The sequence below is a fragment of the Mesorhizobium sp. B2-6-4 genome, assembly GCF_006441495.1.
In the GTDB taxonomy this organism is placed as follows: domain Bacteria; phylum Pseudomonadota; class Alphaproteobacteria; order Rhizobiales; family Rhizobiaceae; genus Mesorhizobium.
Map to the genome: position 1 here is coordinate 20,743 of NZ_VFUE01000008.1, position 15,759 is coordinate 36,501.

17 protein-coding genes are annotated in these 15,759 nt (G+C 63.4%); 13 read left to right on the forward strand and 4 right to left on the reverse strand.

Annotated features, from left to right (window positions below):
* The first annotated feature begins 40 nt into the window (after positions 1-40).
* The 4 genes from FJ426_RS12605 to FJ426_RS12620 all read left to right on the forward strand — a co-directional run bounded on the left by FJ426_RS12605 (position 41) and on the right by FJ426_RS12620 (position 3,619).
* A complete protein-coding gene (locus FJ426_RS12605; protein WP_140560358.1) occupies positions 41-1,810 on the forward strand; it encodes a thiamine pyrophosphate-dependent enzyme in 1,770 nt (589 codons plus the stop codon).
* A 354-nt stretch (positions 1,811-2,164) separates the two neighbouring features.
* Positions 2,165-2,629, forward strand: a complete 465-nt coding sequence (locus tag FJ426_RS12610; protein ID WP_140496161.1) for an Hsp20 family protein — start codon at positions 2,165-2,167, stop codon at positions 2,627-2,629.
* A gap of 66 nt (positions 2,630-2,695) precedes the next feature.
* Positions 2,696-3,163: a hypothetical protein gene (locus FJ426_RS12615; RefSeq protein ID WP_140560357.1), complete on the forward strand. Its 468-nt coding sequence runs from the start codon at positions 2,696-2,698 to the stop codon at positions 3,161-3,163.
* Positions 3,164-3,316: 153 nt separating this feature from the next.
* Entirely contained in the window at positions 3,317-3,619 is a 303-nt protein-coding gene (locus tag FJ426_RS12620) for a DUF982 domain-containing protein (RefSeq protein ID WP_140556665.1), read from the forward strand.
* A 141-nt stretch (positions 3,620-3,760) separates the two neighbouring features.
* Here FJ426_RS12620 and FJ426_RS12625 read toward each other — a convergent pair whose 3' ends face one another.
* Genes FJ426_RS12625 through FJ426_RS12640 form a run of 4 tightly spaced genes read right to left on the reverse strand, consistent with a single transcriptional unit; the run spans position 3,761 to position 6,997 of the window.
* On the reverse strand, positions 3,761-4,549 hold the full coding sequence (locus FJ426_RS12625; protein WP_140556663.1) for an SDR family oxidoreductase: 789 nt from the start codon (positions 4,547-4,549) through the stop codon (positions 3,761-3,763).
* Positions 4,550-4,603: 54 nt separating this feature from the next.
* On the reverse strand, positions 4,604-4,939 hold the full coding sequence (locus FJ426_RS12630; protein WP_140496164.1) for a hypothetical protein: 336 nt from the start codon (positions 4,937-4,939) through the stop codon (positions 4,604-4,606).
* Positions 4,939-5,805, reverse strand: a complete 867-nt coding sequence (locus FJ426_RS12635; protein ID WP_140556704.1) for a DUF6772 family protein — start codon at positions 5,803-5,805, stop codon at positions 4,939-4,941. The genes FJ426_RS12630 and FJ426_RS12635 overlap by 1 nt, the downstream gene beginning before the upstream one ends.
* 52 nt (positions 5,806-5,857) lie before the next feature.
* Positions 5,858-6,997, reverse strand: coding sequence for a mandelate racemase/muconate lactonizing enzyme family protein (locus tag FJ426_RS12640; RefSeq protein WP_246671676.1), 1,140 nt, complete (start codon positions 6,995-6,997; stop codon positions 5,858-5,860).
* Positions 6,998-7,130: 133 nt separating this feature from the next.
* On the opposite strand from FJ426_RS12640, the gene FJ426_RS12645 reads away from it, so the two are divergent.
* From FJ426_RS12645 to FJ426_RS12685, 9 genes are all read left to right on the forward strand, one after another.
* The gene (locus tag FJ426_RS12645) at positions 7,131-7,889 is read left to right on the forward strand and encodes a FadR/GntR family transcriptional regulator (RefSeq protein WP_140496166.1); all 759 of its coding nucleotides are present in this window, start codon (positions 7,131-7,133) and stop codon (positions 7,887-7,889) included.
* Positions 7,886-8,674 carry an SDR family oxidoreductase gene (locus FJ426_RS12650; protein ID WP_140560356.1) on the forward strand — a complete coding sequence of 263 codons (789 nt, stop codon included), beginning with the start codon at positions 7,886-7,888 and terminating at the stop codon, positions 8,672-8,674. Before FJ426_RS12645 ends, FJ426_RS12650 begins: the two co-directional genes overlap by 4 nt.
* Positions 8,675-8,753: 79 nt before the next feature.
* Positions 8,754-9,998, forward strand: a complete 1,245-nt coding sequence (locus FJ426_RS12655) for a sugar ABC transporter substrate-binding protein (RefSeq protein ID WP_140560355.1) — start codon at positions 8,754-8,756, stop codon at positions 9,996-9,998.
* A gap of 23 nt (positions 9,999-10,021) precedes the next feature.
* Positions 10,022-10,942: a sugar ABC transporter permease gene (locus tag FJ426_RS12660; RefSeq protein ID WP_140496454.1), complete on the forward strand. Its 921-nt coding sequence runs from the start codon at positions 10,022-10,024 to the stop codon at positions 10,940-10,942.
* Positions 10,939-11,781, forward strand: coding sequence for a carbohydrate ABC transporter permease (locus tag FJ426_RS12665; RefSeq protein WP_140496169.1), 843 nt, complete (start codon positions 10,939-10,941; stop codon positions 11,779-11,781). The genes FJ426_RS12660 and FJ426_RS12665 overlap by 4 nt, the downstream gene beginning before the upstream one ends.
* Before the next feature lie 8 nt (positions 11,782-11,789).
* Positions 11,790-12,815: an ABC transporter ATP-binding protein gene (locus FJ426_RS12670; RefSeq protein ID WP_140496170.1), complete on the forward strand. Its 1,026-nt coding sequence runs from the start codon at positions 11,790-11,792 to the stop codon at positions 12,813-12,815.
* Between the two features lie 120 nt (positions 12,816-12,935).
* Entirely contained in the window at positions 12,936-14,399 is a 1,464-nt protein-coding gene (locus tag FJ426_RS12675; protein WP_140560354.1) for a phosphatidylserine/phosphatidylglycerophosphate/cardiolipin synthase family protein, read from the forward strand.
* 107 nt (positions 14,400-14,506) lie between these two features.
* The gene (locus tag FJ426_RS12680; RefSeq protein WP_140549708.1) at positions 14,507-15,307 is read left to right on the forward strand and encodes an endonuclease/exonuclease/phosphatase family protein; all 801 of its coding nucleotides are present in this window, start codon (positions 14,507-14,509) and stop codon (positions 15,305-15,307) included.
* 112 nt (positions 15,308-15,419) lie between these two features.
* The gene (locus FJ426_RS12685; protein WP_140496173.1) at positions 15,420-15,752 is read left to right on the forward strand and encodes a hypothetical protein; all 333 of its coding nucleotides are present in this window, start codon (positions 15,420-15,422) and stop codon (positions 15,750-15,752) included.
* Positions 15,753-15,759: the final 7 nt, after the last annotated feature.

The following is a 15,759-nucleotide window of genomic DNA, read 5'->3' on the forward strand; positions in this document are numbered from 1 at the left end:
CGGTTCGAGAGGGCGGCGTGCTCAATAAAGGAAATCCGCCATGCCCAATGCCGCCGAAATCCTCGTCGACACGCTGATCAACTGGAAAGTGGAGGTCGTCTTCGGCCTGCCGGGCGACGGCATAAACGGCATCATGGAGGCGTTGCGCACCCGTCAGGACCGCATCCGGTTCGTCCAGGTCAGGCACGAAGAATCTGCCGCCTTCATGGCGTGCGCCTATGCCAAATGGACCGGCAGGTTGGGCGTCTGCCTGGCCACCTCGGGACCGGGGGGCACACACCTCCTTACCGGCCTCTATGACGCCAAGCTCGACCAGGCTCCCGTGCTTGCCATCACCGGCATGCAGTTCCACGACCTTATCGAGACTTTTACGCAGCAGGACGTCGACCTGACCCGCGCCTTCAACGACGTCGCGATCTTCAACGCGCAGGTCTCCGATGCCGCCCATATGGAAAACCTGGCCAGTCTCGCCTGCCGCTCGGCTCTTGCCCGGCGCGGCGTCGCCCATCTGTCGATTGCCAGCGATGTACAGGAAAACGAGTTGCCCGAGGCAGACCGCTCGAAGCGAAACCGGCCCTCGCACACCCCCGATCGATGGTTCGAAGGCAGCCGGCTTCCGGCTGCCGACCAGCTCGACCAGGCGGTTAAGATTCTCAATGCGGCGAAAAAAGTCGCTATCCTGGCCGGACGCGGCGCACTCGGCGCGCGCGAAGAACTTGAGCGCGCGTCGGACCTGCTGGCGGCGCCCGTCGCCAAGGCGCTGCTCGGCAAAGCCGTGCTGCCCGACGACCATCCGAATACGACCGGCGGCATCGGCATTCTCGGCACCCGCGCCTCGCAGGATGCGCTGAGCGAATGCGACGCCCTGCTGATTGTCGGATCGACGTTCCCCTACATCGAATACTATCCCGAACCTGGCAAGGCGCGCGGCGTCCAGATCGACCGTGACGCGCAGAGGATCGGCCTGCGGTATCCCGTCGAGGCAGGGCTCGTAGGCGATGCCGCCGAAACCTTGCGTCTTCTCAACGAACGCCTCGAGCGCAAGAGCGACCGCTCCTTCCTGGGAAAGGCGCGGCAGGAAATGACCCGCTGGCGCGATGCAATGGCATTATCCGAAGCCAAGCCGGATGTGCCGCTGAAGCCGCAACTCGTGGTCAAGGCATTCGGCAGGCGTATGCCTGAGAACGCGATCCTGGCAGCCGATTCAGGACAGAATACCGAGATGGCTGCCAGGCACATCGACATGAAGGCCGGACAGGCATTCGGGGTTTCTGGAGCGCTCGCCTCTATGGCCTGCGGCCTTCCCTATGCGATTGCCGCCGGCATTGCCTTTCCGGGGCGCCCTATCTTCGCAGTGGTTGGGGATGGTGGGCTTGCCATGCAACTCGGCGAATTCTCGACTGCGGTACGGCACGGCATTCCCCTCAAGGTCCTCGTGCTCAAGAACGGCATGCTGAACCAGATCGCCTGGGAGCAGATGATGTTCCTTGGCAATCCGCAATTCGGCTGCGAGCTGCAGCCCATCGATTTCGCCATGGCCGCCGAGGCCATGGGCGGCATCGGCTACAGCGTCTCGCGGCCGGAAGAGGTCGAGGGCGTGCTTGAGGCGGCCTTCGCCACGCAGGGACCGGTGATCATCGAGGCCGTCGTGGACGCCTATGAGCCAATGATGCCGCCCAGGATGCCGCCGGATTATGCGAGGAATTTCCGCAAGGCGCTGCCGGACACGCCTGGACACGACCAGATCGAGGACAATGTCGGCGAGGAGCCGCTGAAGTCCATGATAAACGAAGTTTCCGAGGAAGCGTAGGCACAGCCGATCTCGCCCCACGTCCGCGACGGATGGCGACGTGCGCGGCGACACTGCATAGGGATACTTCTACCGAGTCCGTGGGATCGGTATCGGCGCCCCGACCATCGCGGAAGTCTCGGGCCATGTACCGCTTCGGGGCAGATCCTGCTGTTGCAAGAGTGAAAGGGTCGTGCGGCAAAACTACCGCAAGCCACTGTTCTTGCATGGCAACTTAGCATCAAAAAATTTTTGGGACCCCTCTTGAAGAGATTTCTGGCCGTTCCCAGATCGTTTCGCGTCGCGGCTTCGGCTCGATGAAAAAGGCGTCGCGACACCTGCGGCGTCCCATGTTGCTTTTCGGAGGATATGGATATGAGAAGCGTGGATTTTGCACCCCTTTACCGCACGACGGTCGGCTTCGACCGTCTTTTCGACATGCTCGACAGCAGCATTCGCTCGGACTGGCCTCCCTACAACATTGAAAAGAAGAATGAGAACAATTACCGCATCACCATGGCGGTAGCAGGCTACGACCTGGACGAGCTCGAACTCGTGCAGAACGGCGCCGAACTGTGCGTTACCGGACGCAAGAAGCCCGATCCAGAGCAGCGGCAAGTTCTCCACCAAGGCCTTGCGATAGGTAATTTCAGACAGGCCTTCAGGCTGGCCGACCACGTAAGGGTGAAGGCTGCGACGCTGAACTGCGGTTTGCTCGCCATCGAGCTCGTGCGTGAGGTGCCCGAGGAACTCAAGCCGCGTCGCATCGAGATTGGCGTCCGCGACCCTGAAAATACAACGAAGTCGATAAGCCAGGATGTGTCGCGCAAGGCGGCCTAGAATGTCGCAACAACCTGCGGTCCGCCTCCCGGCAACGCCGGGAAGCCAAGATTGCGGAGAACGGAGATGAGAAGCGAAGCTGATATCTTTCTTCAAGCCGGCACAAGAAAACCGACCCGCATCGACGTCTCGCTGGTGCCGAAAAACCCCGGCGACGTTCTCAACTGCTCAACCATGAGCCTTGAGGCGAAGCGTGGCTTGCTTGCCTCATGGGCCTCGGACGCGCATGCGGTTGACGACGCTCCGTCGCTGCGCAGGCTGGATGACGGCTCGGTCATGAATGTGGATGAGATCCTTCGCGCGCTGAAGGCACTGGATGAGCGCGAGCAAGGGCATCCGCCGCACAGGGCGGCGTCTCGGTCCCAGCGGCGGTCTTTCGGCCGCTTCCGTCGAGGGAGTTGGTCCCGCTGGATCGCGGGCATCCGAGGTGAAGACGATGATGACGATCCACCTCCGAGCCCGGTCTGCGCGGCGATCCCGCCGAGGGCAGGCGGTGGCGGGGCATTTTCCCTGCCGGAACCTGAAGCAGCCTAGAGCAATCCCGGGAAAAGCGCATACCGCTTTTTCCTTGGAAATTACGTAGAAACAAACAGTTAGAGCAGTTCGGCGTCTCGTGAAACGATGAACTGCCCCAATGAAGGGGTTGGGGCCAACCCCTCAAAAGCATCCAGCCAATGGAGGAAGTTCATGAATGACAAAATGTTCGAGCAGCCTGTTCTGGTGAAGAACGGGGATTTCATGATCGAGGAAGTAGCGTGCCTCGAAGATGCATTCGAGTTTCTGCAGAATTGGCGCCGGAACCGCAGAGGCCCGATTTTCGAAACCGCCCTGCGCGCGTGTCAACGCGCCTATGACGGCCATGTCCCAGCCTCGCTGGCACGCGATGCTTTTGCCGGCTTTGCGCGCTCGGCCAGGATCCTTGAAGACGTCTCGACCTCCATACCCTGGATGGCGGGGATCAAGACGGGCAGAGGCCGCATTTCCGCCTGAGGAGAACGTTCGCCGAACCTTCGGTTTCAAGTATGTCAGGTTCCGAGCAAAGTCATGGAGAGCGCCTAATTCCGTAGGTCGTGCCGCCGGCAGGGTGCGGTGACCGGTGCTAACGCCGGTCACCATGCTTGGCGGTGCCGGTCAGCGGAACATCGAGCCGCCATCAACGTCGAGCGCCGCGCCATAGACGAAGCTCGCGGCGTCCGAGCAAAGGAATAGGATCGCGGCGGCCATGTCGTCGGGCCGGCCCATGCGGCGCATCGGCAAATTGGCCGCGATGCGGTCCTTGAGAGCCTGGTCGATATGGGAATGCATCGGCGAATCGGTCGGCCCCGGATTGAGGGCGTTGATGCGCACCTTCTTTCCCGCCAATTCGCGCGCAACCGACTTCACCAGCGACAGCGTGCCGGCCTTGGACGCCGCATAGGCGGTGTCGGCGATGAGCCCGCCGCCGCCATGCACACCGGCGTCGGAGGCCACGCACACGATATTCCCCCCGCCGGCATTGCCTTGCATGCGCTGCACCGCCCCCTGAACGGTGAAGAAGGTGCCCAGCAGATTGACGCCGAGGACGCGCTGCCAGTGCGCCCAATCCTGCTCCGCGATTCTCTTGGCAGTGATGATCGCCGCGCAGGTCACGACGTTGTCGAGCCGCGCCAGCTTGGCGTCGCAATAGTCGAACATGCGCGCGATGCTGTCGGGGTCGCCCATGTCGGCCACCACCTTGTGCGGTGGTGTCCCGGCCGTTCCGCTCAATTCGTCATGGCGCTTCGCCAACCCCTCGGTATCGCGGTCGCACATCACGACCTCGGCGCCCTTGGAGAGAAAGGCACGGGCGGTCTCGAAACCCATGCCGCTCGCGGCACCGGTCACCAGCACGGTCTTGCCGGCAAAACTGTCCTGGGCAAACGTCGGATAGGGATCGATCATGATGTCTCCGTGAACAGTAAGGGTTGGCCGGCGGCAAGGTTTGGCACGGCGTGTTCAGGCCTTCAGGTGCAGTGTCACGAGCACGCTGCACTCCGCGCCGCTGTCGAAACGCGCCGCGACGCGCAGCCAGTTGCCAAAATGGCTAAGCCGCGCCATTGCCATGCCGTCGCGCTCGGCCGGCATGACAAACTCGGTGCCTTCGCGCAGCCAGTGCATTCCATCCGGCGAGATCTCGATCCACGCCGTTGCCGCAGGGCCGACAGGTTGCTTCAACGCGCGCACGAAGAAGATCGCCTCGCGCGCCCATCCTGCCTCGTAAGGCTCGCTGGCGGCCTCGCCGCGCCAGCGCTCGTTGCGCGAGACGACCGCGGTGATGTTCTCGGGCAGCATCAGAAGTCTCCGGAAATGCAGATGGAATCGACATAGAGGAAGGCCCGTTTGGCAACGTCGGTTTCAGCGAAGAGGCCGAAATTGAGCATGCACCACAGGTTCTTCATCGCCGGAATGCGGATCGAATCGAATCCCGAGAGATCGAAGCTGCGATCGTTGCAGCGCAGCCCGAGCGCCGTCATCGATTCCAGATCGAAATCGAAGCACAGATAAGTCCAGTTCACCTTGGTGGGGATCTCGTTGTAGCACAGGCGCTGCGATCCGCCGGGAAGGTCGAGCCATCCCTCCGGCGACAGGTGATAGTGGCTGATCGTCTTGTCGTCGCTGCCGATCGGGATGATCTTCTCGGTCTCACGCTTGTATTGCCATTTTTGCAAGTGCTGGCCGTCGAGCGCGTTCAAAAAGCGCAGATGCGGCATGACCCGATCGCTGTTGCTATCCTGGTCTCCGCCCTGCAGGTCGAACAGGAAGCCGACGGAGCGCACATCGGTTTCGGACAGCTTCAGCGCATTGGCTTCGGGCTTGAAGGTGAAATACATTTCGAAGCGGATCGGTCCGCGCTTCCTGAATGTGTGGCGTTTGATGGCGACGTTGCGGGCTCCCGGCAGGGGACGTGTCGCAACCTTCAACGCATAGGATGAATCCATCCCCCCGTGTGAGCCGGCGTCCCAGTGCGCGAGCGTCGACAGCATCGCGCTGGTATGTTGCGCGTAGCCCGGCAGCATGGTGTCCAGATCGTTCTCATAGTTGCCGACAAGCTGCGACCAGCCGCAATGGCCGCGCGCGAAATCGTCGAACGACAATATCCGCGGCAGCGGGTCGAAGCGGCTGAGCGCGGGGTCCGCGCGCAACAACGCCAGCCGCATCGCCTCGGCGAGGTCAGCGCCCTGGTTTGGAACCTGGTTCTTCATCTCGGCCTCATCCGGCTTTCAGTTTCTTGACGGCGTCCCAGTCGATCTCGATGCCGAGCCCGGGTTTCTGCGGGACGTCGAGCGTGCCGTTCTTCTGCCTGACGCAACCGGGCGCGAGATCGGCCAGGCTGGCCTTGAACGGGCTGGCGTCGCACTCGCACTCCATGACGCCAAAGTTCGGCATCGCGGCTGACAGATGGACGCTTGCGGTCTCGCAGACGATGCCCGACATGCCGATATGCGGCGCGTAGCGGACATCATGCGCGGCGGCGTAGTCGGCCATGCGACGCGTCTCGGAGATGCCGCCCGCGCGCGCCACGTCGGGCTGCAGCACGGACAGCGTCCGGTTGGCGATCAGGCGCTGCGCCTGGTCCAACGTGAAATTGCTCTCGCCCGCGGCCAGCGGCACGTCGCAGCGCCGGCGCAGTTCCTCATAACCCTGCTCGTTTTCCGGTTGCAGCGGCTCCTCGAACCAGAAATAGCCGTTTGCCGAAAGCGCATGACCTACCTCGACCGCCTCGTCCAGATTGTAGGCCCAGTTCGCATCGACGCAGAGCCCGATCGCATCGCCGGCGCGCTTGCGGATGCGCTCGATGCGTTTGCAGGCTTCGCGCACGGGCCGCGCCATCTTAACCTTGATGCGCGTAAAGCCCTCGCCGAGATAACGATCGAGTTCAGCGTCGGCGGCATCGTCGTCGACCCAGTTGACCGCGGCGGCATAGACGTCGATGCGGTCGCGTCCGACACCGCCGAGAAGCTTCGCGATCGGCTGCCCGGTCGCCTTGCCCAATATATCCCATAGCGCGATGTCCACGCCGGCGATGGCCTCGATCAGCACGCCGCCCGCCCTGCCCGAAAGCACGCGGCGCATGGACTGCCATAGGGCGCCGATGTTGCGCGCGTCCTGGCCGAGCAGGCGCGGCTTGAGCGAGCTTTCGATCAGCTCGACATAAGCCTTGGGCGAGAACCGCGCCAGGGTTTCGCCTACGCCGACAATGCCCTCGCTCGTGCGCACTTCGACCAGGACCAGCGAGACCTTTTCATAGACGCCCCAGGACGTGACCGTGGGCCGGGGCAATGTCTGGCTGAGGGGATGGGCAATCACCTCGGCAATCTTCAGCGGCCCCGCCGCGATTGGATCGCTCACGTGCATCGGCTCCAGATTTCTCCCTTGGTCCTCTCGCACCGCCTTCATAGCTTTCACTTGTAAACTTAGCAACCAAAAAACTTAGTTGCTATGTTCGGGAAAACCGTGCTAGTGAGCTCGGAAAGGATTCCGAATGCCCCTGGACGAAGCACGCAAGCCGATTTTCTCCGCGAAACTCGCGAGCCCTTCCCGCCTCGCGGACGGCGTCTCGGATGCGATCGCCGCGGCGTTGTTCGACGGACGCATCGCGCCTGGCGAAGCGCTGCCGCCGGAAGGCGAGATCGCCCGGGAATTCGGCGTCTCCAAGCCCATCGCACGCGAGGCGCTGCGCCAGTTGACCAGCGCCGGCCTCGTTTCGACGCAGCAAGGAAAAGTTGCCCGCGCCAAGGCACTCAGCGGCGAGCCGATGGAGCGCATCTACGCCTATGCGGTCCGTTCGAGCCTGACGCGGCTTCAGGAAGCCAACGAGATGCGCCGCGTCATCGAGGTTGGCATAGCCAGGCTGGCCGCCGAGCGCCGCGATCCGCGCGGCCTGGAAATGATGCGCCAGGCCGTGCTCGACATGCACGCCGGCATCGGGAGGCCTGGCGATTTCACGCAAGCCGACATTCTGTTCCACCTCGGCCTCGCGACGGCCACGGGCAACTCCATGATCCGTATTCAGATGGAAGGGATGCGGTCTGTCCAACGCGAGGTTTCGGAACTGTTCTCCCAGCGCTCCAACCGCACGGAAACGGATTGGAGGGCCACCGTCGAACGGCACCAGGCGATCTACGACGCGATCATGGCGGGCGACACCGATCTCGCGGACCGGCGCATTCACGAGCATTTCGACGCGGCCGACATCGCCTCGTTCGAGGTGGCCGGCAAGCTCGGGGAGCCGTCGCCGTGAGCAAGGACCGTTTTTCCCTTGCCGGACGGCGGGCGCTGGTGACCGGCGCCAGCTCCGGCATCGGGCGCGCAGTTGCGATCGCCCTGGCGCAGCATGGCGCCAGCGTCGCGCTGCATCACTTCGGTGACGCCGCCGGCGCGCGCGAAACGGCTGCCGCCATCGGCCCGGGCACCTCGGTTCTCGAGGCCGATTTCACCGATAGCAAGTCAATGTCGGCCTTTACCGATGAAGCCGCCGGCGCCGGGCCCATCGACATCCTCGTCTCGAACGGCGCGATCGAGCGACGCCGTATATGGAGCGAGATCGACGAAGCGCATATCCAGGCCCATGTGGCGGCAAACTTCACGGCCCTGCTCACCTTGGCCACGCGGCTCGTTCCCGCCATGGCCAAGCGCGGATGGGGACGCGTGGTCGCGACCGGGAGCGTGATGGCGAGGCGTCCGCGCGCGGAAACGATCGTCTATGCCTCGCTGAAGGCGGCGCAACTTACGGCGGTGCGCGCCATGGCGCGCGAGGTTGCGCCGCATGGCGTCACCATGAATGTGGTATCGCCCGGCGCGATCGAGACGGAGGCAACCGCCGAGCGCTACCGGGACGCAGCCTTCCGCCAAGCGGTCGCGACGAAGATTCCCGCCGGCCGCCACGGCCAGGCCGACGACCTCGTCGGCGCCTTCGTTTTTCTGTGCAGCGACGCCGCCCGCTACGTCACCGGGGCTGACCTGCCCGTCGACGGCGGCTGGACGATCGGCGACGCGCCCGGCGCGCTGCCGGGGACAACAGCATGACAAGTCGCCGCCGCCTGCCGGCCCGTTCGTTGCGCGCCCGCAGCTGTTGATTGGACCATCGGCGTTTCGGGAGGAAACCATGAAGACCGCAATCAAACTTGCACTATCGACCTTGGCGCTGTGCGCCCTGTCGGCGCACTCGCTGGCCCAGGAACTCCGAGTGACCGTGTGGACCGGCAGCGAGGCCCACCTCAAGATGCTGAACGGCATCGCTCAGGGCTTCATCGCCAAGCATCCGGGCGTCACGGTGAAATTCGAGACCGTTCCGGTCGCCGACTACACGCAGAAGCTCACTTTCCAGGTCGCCGGGGGCAACGCCCCCGACATCGCCTGGATGATGGAGGATGCCGCACCCGCCTTCGAGAACGCCGGGCTGCTGATGGACATCGGCCCGACGCTCAAGGCGACCGAGGGATATAATTTCGACGATTTCTCCCAGCCGGCCATGGCGCTCTGGCGGAAGGACGGCAAGGTCTACGGCGTGCCCTTCTCCACCTCGCCTTTCCTGATCTACTACAACAAGGACATGTTCGACAAAGCAGGTGTCGAAGATCCCAACCATCTCGCCGCGAAGGGCGAGTGGAACATGCAGAAATTCCAGGAGGTCGCCAAGAAGATCACTGAGGCCAATCCCGGCAAATGGGGCTTCGAATTCAAGGATGGCGAAGGTTACGCATCGCGTATGACGCACGCCTTGCTGCCGCCCGTGCGCGCTTACGGCGGCGATCTGTGGGCCGACGGCCAGTGCGGCCTCGACAAGCCTGAAGCGGTGGCTGCCATCAAGCAGCTCCATGATATGGTGTTCAAGGACAGGTCGATCGTGCCGCCGGGAGAGCAGGGCGACTACTTCTCCGGCAATTCGGCGATGACCGTGAACCAGATCTCGCGAGCCTCGAAGATGCCCGAGGCAGGCTTCAAATGGGGCATCGCCCCCTTGCCTTCGGGACCCGCCGGCGAAGCTCCGGTCATCGGCCAGGCCGCGCTGACAGTCTTTGCGTCCGGCAAGAACAAGGAGCTTGCCGCGCAACTGGTGGCCGACATGACCAGCAAGGACAATGTGGCTGTCATGGCCCAGTTCTTTCCGCCGGCCCGCAAGAGCGTCCTGGAGAGCGACGCCTTCGTCAACTCCAACAAGCTGATCCCGCCCGAGCAGATGAAAAGCGTCGCCGCAGCGATCGTCAACGGCCGCGTTCACCCTTCGCATGAGCATGTGCCGCAGATATTCGCCGCGATGGCGCCGCGCGTCGACGCGCTGTGGCGGGCCGACGCCAATGTCGAAGAGGCGCTGAAGGGCGTCTGCGCCGCCATTCAGCCATTGCTCTGACAGGATTTCGGTTCATGGCCGGCATGGCATCCCGGGACAATGCGGCGCGCCCTGCCAGCGCGCCGTGGCTGAGCTTGAAGGCCAGGGAGATGCTGGAGGCATGGCTGTTCGTCAGCCCGACCTTGATCGGCTTCCTGGTCTTCTTCCTTGGGCCGCTGGTCGCCATCTTCTATTATTCGACGACCGAGTGGAACCTGCTCAGCCAGCAGGCGACCTTCGTCGGGCTTCGCAATTTCCAGAATGCGCTGCTGGAGAACCCCGACTTCTGGCATGTCGTGCGCAATTCCGTGATCTTCGCGCTGGGGCTCGTTCCCCTGAACATGGCGCTGGCGCTCTCCCTCGCGCTGGCGCTTTCGCGGCCGTTCTTCGGTGTCGTCTTCTTTCGCACGGTCTTCTTCGCGCCGGTGGTCACATCGGCAATCGCCTGGGCCATCGTCTGGAAATTCATGCTGCAGGGCGAAGGCGGCGCCGTGAACCAGATGCTCGCCTGGATCGGCATCGATGGCCCGAATTGGTTGCGCGAGCCCAACTGGGCGATGGCGGCCGTCATCGTCACCCGAGTCATCAAGATGGTCGGCCTCAACATGATCCTCTACATCGCCGCGCTCCAATCGATACCGCGCGACTACGAGGAGGCAGCGGCGCTGGAAGGCGCCTCGCGCTGGCAGGTCTTTCGCATGATCACCTGGCCGCTGCTCGCGCCGACGACGCTGGTCATCATGGTTCTGACGACGATCGGCTCGTTCAAGGTGTTCGACCACATCTACCAGATGACCGGCGGCGGCCCGGAAAACGGCACCCTGGTGCTGGCCTTCTACATCTATCAGCAAGGCTTCAAATTCTTCAACGTCGGCTACGCGGCCGCGCTGGCCCTGATCATGTTCGTCATCGTGATGGCGCTCACCCTCGTGCAGGTGATGTTGCGGCGGAAGGAGATGGAGTGACCCAGCGCCGGACCGAGATTCTCTATCGCATCTGCTGGACCATGGCGCTGCTGCTTTTGGCCGTGCCCTTCGTGTTCCCGTTCCTGTGGATGATTTCCGGCGGCTTCAAGAGCACCACCGAAATCTTCGGCGCGCCGACCTTGATTCCCCGCGTCTGGCGCTTCGAGAACTTCGCGGAAGTGTTCACCTATCAGCCCTTCGCGCGGCAGTATTTCAACTCGCTCTACATCGCCGCGACGGTGACGGTGCTGACCTTGTTCATCGCCTCGCTCGCGGGCTACGCGCTGGCGCGCATCCGCTTTGCCGGCGCCGGGCTGTTGATGCTGTTCCTGATGATGGCACTGATGGTGCCGGAAGAGGTCACCATCATCCCTAATTTCTTCCTGATCCGCGCCATGGGCCTGATCGACACGCACTGGCCGCTCATCCTTCTGCCGGTCTTCGGCCCGCAGGGCGTGGTGGCGACCTTCCTGATGCGTCAGTTCTTCCTGGCGCTGCCCAGGGAACTCGAAGAGGCCGGCAAGATGGACGGCCTCTCGCGCTTCGGCGTCTGGTTGAAGATCGCCCTGCCCATGGCGCGGCCGGCGCTTGCGGCGGTTGCGATCATCACCTTCCTGCATTCGTGGAACCTGTTCCTCGAACCGCTGATCTTCCTCAGTTCGCTTGAAAAATTCACGCTGCCGCTGGCGCTGTCCAACTTCAACGACAGTTACGGCCTGCCCTTGTGGAACCTGCAATTGGCGGCGACGAGCCTGGCCGTGGTTCCCATCCTCATCATCTATCTGATCGCCCAGCGCCAGATCATCGAGAGCTTCGCCCTCTCCGGCGTCAAGGGATAAGGGGAGTCATGACAAAGCTTCTGCTCAAGGACATCCGCAAGCGGTTCGGAACGGTCGAGGTGATCCGTGGCGTCGATCTCGAGATCGAGGATGGCGAGTTCGTGGTCTTCGTCGGCCCGTCGGGATGCGGGAAGTCGACGCTGTTGCGGCTGATCTCCGGCCTCGAGCATCTCAGCGAGGGCGAACTCCACATTGGCGGCCGTCTGGTCAATGAGGTTCCGGCGGCCAGGCGCGGCGTGGCCATGGTGTTCCAGTCCTACGCGCTCTACCCTCACCTGACCGTCCGCGACAATATGGGCTTCGGCCTCAAGGTCCGCAAAGTGCCGGCCGGCGAGCGCGCCCGGCGCGTCTCGGAGGCCGCCGCGACGCTGAAGCTCGAGCCGTTGCTCGACCGTTTCCCGCGTCAGCTGTCGGGCGGGCAGCGCCAGCGCGTGGCCATCGGCCGCGCCATCGTCGCCAATCCCGACGTCTTCCTTTTCGACGAACCGCTTTCGAACCTCGACGCCGAACTGCGTGTGCACATGCGCTCCGAGATCGCCGCGCTCCACCAGCGCCTGTCGACGACGATGATCTACGTGACCCACGATCAGATCGAGGCCATGACGCTTGCCGACAAGATCGTGGTGTTGCGCGACGGAAAGATCGAACAGGTCGGCTCACCGCGCGAGCTCTACGACAGCCCCCGAACCATTTTCGTCGCCCAGTTCATCGGCAGCCCGAAGATGAACATCCTGCCGCTCGCCGATGGACGGCCAATCACCCACGGGGCGTCCGTGCCTGCGGCGGCCGTCTCGATCGGCGTTCGGCCCGAGCACCTGTCGCTGGCCCAGCCTTCGTCCGCCACGCTGCGCGGCAAGGTAAAGCTTGCCGAATACACTGGCGCCGTCACGCTCATCCACGTTGAATTGGACGCGGGCCAGACTTGTCTTGTCATCCACAATCAAGGAACGGCGCCCGAGATCGGCGCCGAGATCGGCCTGGACGCAGCCCCGACGAACCTGCACTTCTTCGACGGCGAGGGCCGCGCGGTCTGACGCGATCAGGAATGGCCAGCGCGTAGCCGGCGTGCGGACGCGATAACCCGCGGAAGCATGAGAACGGGCGAATGACCCGCCGCATTGCCTTCTGTACCCGCTCGCTGGATAGTTCCGGCCATGCTGCAGAGCCTGACGACTCACTGGCCTCAAATCCTGGCGATCATCTCGGTGATGATCGCCAGCGTTGGCATTGCCCATGCCGTCATGACCAAGGAGGACGTCCGGGCCGCCACCGGCTGGGTCGGCGTGATGGTGCTGTCGCCGATCCTGGGCGTGCTGATCTATGCCGTGGCCGGCATCAACCGCATCCGGCGCGCCTCGATCAGCGCACAGCGCTCGCTTGCCGGCGATCTGGCGTCCGCCAGGCACGACCGCGACATTGCCGCCGAGGAGGCCCTGATCGTCGAACGATACGGGCCGCGCTTCATCGGCCTCAGGACGCTGGGCGACAGGGTGGCGCGGCGCGCGCTTCATCCGGGAAATGCCATCACGGTCCTGGAAACAGGCGACGAAGCCTATACCGCGATGTGTGCGGCCATCGACGGCGCCGAACGCAGCGTCCTGCTCGAAACCTATATTTTCGACAATGACCCCGTCGGCCTGCTCTTCGTGGAATCCCTTGCCCGGGCGGTCCGCCGCGGCGTCAGCGTGCGCGTGTTGATCGACGCCGTAGGCGCCCGCTATTCCGTGCCCAGCATATTGGGCCACCTGCGCGGCGCCGACATCACCGCCGGGCTCTTCAACGGCAACATCGTCATGGGCCTGCACCTGCCCTATGCCAATCTGAGGACCCACCGGAAGATCCTGGTGGTCGACGGCACGGTTGTCTTTACCGGCGGCATGAACATTCGCAAGGGCTTTTCCGCCGAGTTTGCCGGCTCCAACAGTTCCAGGGACACGCATTTTCGCGTGACCGGTCCAGTGGTAGCCGACCTCTTTTCGGTTGCCGCCGAAGATTGGCGTTTCGCCAGCAACGAGGCGCTGACGGGCGATGCCTGGCGAATTGCCCCGCTGTCGCCGGCGCCCGCCACGCCCATGCTGGTGCGGGCGGTCGCGTCCGGCCCGGACGCCAGCGTCGAGACCAATCACAAGCTGCTGATCGGCGCCTTCTCCGTCGCGCGCAAATCGATCCGCCTCATGTCGCCCTATTTCCTGCCGGACCGCGAACTGATCAGCGCCCTGACGACCGCGGCAAGACGCGGTGTCGAAATCGATATCGTGGTGCCGGCGGTGAACAATCTTTTCCTTGTCGACCGTGCGATGACGGCGCAATTCGACCAGGTTCTGAAGCACTATTGCCGCGTCTGGCGCACGGAAGGACCTTTCGACCATTCGAAGCTGCTTTCGATCGATGGCGCATGGGCCTATATCGGGTCTTCCAACCTTGACGCCAGGTCGCTACGGCTCAATTTCGAGATCGACCTGGAGGTACTCGACGCCGGCTTCGCCAGCGAGGTCGAAAAGCGGATCGCGGCGGCGATCGAGACGGCCGTCCCTGTCACGCTGGAAGCATTGCGGGCGCGGCCATTCGTCATCCGTCTGTTCGATCGCATCCTGTGGCTGGGCTCGCCCTATCTTTAACAAAAGGACGTGTTTGCCAGATAGCTTGAAATCGATGATGGAACAGATGCCGAAAGGTTCTATTTTTTGAGGTGCATGGTGCAAGCAGCAGGAATGGCGGGCAAACGATGCGGGTGAACGGGCGCAGCCTGCCGGCAAGCATGCTTTTGTCCATTCGCGACAAGCGGATGCGGAAGGCCAATGCCACGTCGACCAACAAGGCGGACGCCACCGGAACGCTGGTCGCCTCCTACAATGTCCACAAATGCATCGGCGTCGACCGCAAGTTCGATCCCGAGCGCACCAGTCGCGTCATCCGCGAGATCGACCCGGATGTCATCGCCCTGCAGGAAGCGGACAATCGTTTCGGCGACCGGACCGGACTTCTCGACCTGTCCCGGCTCGAACTGGAAACCGGCCTGGTGCCGGTGCCGATTTCGGCAACCGGCAAGGGCCATGGCTGGCACGGCAACGTCTTGCTTTTCAAAAAGGGCGTCGTGCGCGACGTGCATCAGATCAGGCTTCCCGGGCTGGAACCGCGTGGCGCTCTGGTGGCAGAAATCGACCTCGACGGAAGCCAGTCCCTGCGCGTCATCGCGGCGCATTTGGGCCTGCTGCGCCGTTCGCGGTCGCAGCAGGCACAGGTCGTACTGGATATCATGAACAGCCCCGACGAGAAGCCGACGCTGCTGCTCGGCGACCTCAACGAATGGCGCCTCGGAAACCGCTCCGCGCTGAACACGCTGCATCTGACGTTTGGACCGTTGCCTCCGGCTGTTCCCACCTTCCCCTCGAACCTGCCCCTGCTGGCGCTCGACCGCATCATGGCCAACCGGCACGGAATGATCGCGGCCGTCGAAGCGCATGACACGCCGCTGTCGCGGGTCGCCTCCGACCATCTGCCGCTGACCGCCTTTGTCCGCCTGTAGCCACGCGCCGATAACGCCTTGATGTCGACCGCGTTGGAAAGCGTGTAGGGCGGTATCGGAACGGCGGCTCCTTTTGCGAGTTGATATGGCTTGGACAACAGGAGGACGAGACATGAGAAGCTTTTTCCTGGCCTCGATGATGGCGTTGGCCGCTTCGGCTTCCGTCATTGCGCCGACGCAGGCCGCGAGCGTCACCATCCAGTCCGGCGACGAGCCCCAGTATTCGCCCGACGACGACTATGACAATGGCGAGGTCGTCGTGCGCCGCCATCACGATCGCCAGCGTTATATCGACAATCGCTATAACGACGACGAGGACAGCGATGTTCGTTACAGCGACCGCGAATACCGCCGCTACCATCGTCACCACCGCTGCCACATCGAGTTGGTGAAACACTGGCGCCACCATCACAGGGTGATCGAAGAGGTTCGTGTCTGCACCTGACCCGAGG

Coding starts and splice junctions, on each gene's coding strand:
- FJ426_RS12645 (WP_140496166.1), top strand. CDS start 7,131: ATGCCCCTGGACGAAGCACGCAAGCCGATTTTCTCCGCGAAACTCGCG.
- FJ426_RS12620 (WP_140556665.1), top strand. CDS start 3,317: ATGAATGACAAAATGTTCGAGCAGCCTGTTCTGGTGAAGAACGGGGAT.
- FJ426_RS12660 (WP_140496454.1), top strand. CDS start 10,022: ATGGCATCCCGGGACAATGCGGCGCGCCCTGCCAGCGCGCCGTGGCTG.
- FJ426_RS12635 (WP_140556704.1), bottom strand. CDS start 5,805: ATGCGGCTGGCGTTGTTGCGCGCGGACCCCGCGCTCAGCCGCTTCGAC.
- FJ426_RS12615 (WP_140560357.1), top strand. CDS start 2,696: ATGAGAAGCGAAGCTGATATCTTTCTTCAAGCCGGCACAAGAAAACCG.
- FJ426_RS12625 (WP_140556663.1), bottom strand. CDS start 4,549: ATGATCGATCCCTATCCGACGTTTGCCCAGGACAGTTTTGCCGGCAAG.
- FJ426_RS12675 (WP_140560354.1), top strand. CDS start 12,936: ATGCTGCAGAGCCTGACGACTCACTGGCCTCAAATCCTGGCGATCATC.
- FJ426_RS12670 (WP_140496170.1), top strand. CDS start 11,790: ATGACAAAGCTTCTGCTCAAGGACATCCGCAAGCGGTTCGGAACGGTC.
- FJ426_RS12605 (WP_140560358.1), top strand. CDS start 41: ATGCCCAATGCCGCCGAAATCCTCGTCGACACGCTGATCAACTGGAAA.
- FJ426_RS12655 (WP_140560355.1), top strand. CDS start 8,754: ATGAAGACCGCAATCAAACTTGCACTATCGACCTTGGCGCTGTGCGCC.
- FJ426_RS12685 (WP_140496173.1), top strand. CDS start 15,420: ATGAGAAGCTTTTTCCTGGCCTCGATGATGGCGTTGGCCGCTTCGGCT.
- FJ426_RS12680 (WP_140549708.1), top strand. CDS start 14,507: ATGCGGGTGAACGGGCGCAGCCTGCCGGCAAGCATGCTTTTGTCCATT.
- FJ426_RS12630 (WP_140496164.1), bottom strand. CDS start 4,939: ATGCTGCCCGAGAACATCACCGCGGTCGTCTCGCGCAACGAGCGCTGG.
- FJ426_RS12610 (WP_140496161.1), top strand. CDS start 2,165: ATGAGAAGCGTGGATTTTGCACCCCTTTACCGCACGACGGTCGGCTTC.